The sequence below is a fragment of the Acidovorax sp. LjRoot204 genome (genome assembly GCF_056175785.1).
In genome coordinates, this window is the sequence record NZ_JBGFFF010000348.1 from 1 (window position 1) to 1,271 (window position 1,271).

General features: G+C 64.4%; 3 protein-coding genes. 1 reads left to right on the forward strand and 2 read right to left on the reverse strand.

What is annotated here, in order from left to right; genetic code table 11:
- On the forward strand, nucleotides 1–172 hold a 172-nt coding region (locus AC04MI_RS25265; protein ID WP_476499057.1), incomplete at its 5' end, for a DnaB-like helicase C-terminal domain-containing protein.
- A gap of 416 nt (nucleotides 173–588) precedes the next feature.
- Here AC04MI_RS25265 and AC04MI_RS25270 read toward each other — a convergent pair.
- A complete protein-coding gene (locus AC04MI_RS25270; RefSeq protein ID WP_436001422.1) occupies nucleotides 589–813 on the reverse strand; it encodes a hypothetical protein in 225 nt (74 codons plus the stop codon).
- Between the two features lie 75 nt (nucleotides 814–888).
- Nucleotides 889–1,271, reverse strand: a 383-nt coding sequence (locus AC04MI_RS25275) for a hypothetical protein (RefSeq protein ID WP_476499056.1), incomplete at its 5' end; no start/stop codon positions are given.

Below are 1,271 nucleotides of genomic sequence, written 5' to 3' on the forward strand. Positions count from 1 at the left end.
CTACTACAACAAGGAAAACTCGCCAGACAAAGGCCTGGCGGAGATCATCATCGGCAAGCAACGACACGGTCCTACGGACACGTGCAAACTGCGCTTCCTTGGCGAGTACAACCGGTTCGAGAATTTGAAGCCGGCGGCCTTGGACGATGACTTCATGCCTCAGGGGCGCTGATCATGGCGCTCCATACTGACGCCGCACTGCCCCATTCGGGACGACACGTACGCCGCACAGGCGTACGATGCGGCGGTGGCCACGCTCCCTCCCGACTTTGAGTTCCGTCACTTCATAGACGGCCCCGCACTCTACTTTGGGGACGAAGCGGTCGCGTACGCGAGTCCTGCTCGCGATGAACCCGGCGCACCTTGGCGCCTCTGCAAGACAGCCAGGCGGCCGCCCCGCTACGCATTCCTGCCTGATGAGCAGGCCTGTAGGGAGTATCTGACCCTCTGGGCCATCCAGTGGGAGGCGCAGATCCGCGAAGCCTGCGCGCCTGCGCACCAGCCATTCCAGCACCTGGCCAGCACTGGCCAGCCACACGAACCCTCCAGGCACCCTCGTCCGCGCTCCAGGCGCCGCACACGGCTGCTCTAACGCACGGGCTTGGCACCGGCGACCGCTGCGGAGGCCAACGCCGCCAGGGCGCGCACAGCGGCGTCCTGAGCTCGCCGGCCTCCGATGTATGCACGCGCAGCTGCAGGGTCACAGAGGATGCCTGCGGCGCCGTCGTGGGCCACGGCATCGAGTCCTCGCGCTTCGGCAGGACTGAGGATCAGGATCACATCCCCCTTGGGGGTCTTCACGTACTGGGCCATGGGCACCTCCTACGTGAATAGACGCGCCCGGTAGCCGGTCTGATAAGCGCCCCAGAATGTGGGGCGCATCGATCGCTAGAACAGGCGGGCCTGTGGCGAGAGATCTTCCTCGCATTCGTCCGCCGGCGGCGCCGGCAGCTCGATGCCCAGCTCCCTCTCAAGCTGGGCACGATGCTCCGGCAAGTCGAGGTTGTAAGCGGGGATGCCGAACTTGTGCGCCACACGCACAGCCTGTCCTGTTCCCCCGGCAACGTTACTCAATCGGCCGTCGTCGCCGAACTCCGACTTCAGCGCCCAGAGCACCACGCGTTCGGAAGGATCGTCCAGACCCTCTCCTTTGACCTGGTTGCTATTGCGGGCGTGGAGTTGTTTAACGAACGGCTTGAGCCATTTCGCTGGATGCAGCTCATCCACCAGATCGAAGGCTTGACGCTGGATCTGATGGGGCAGGCTGGTGA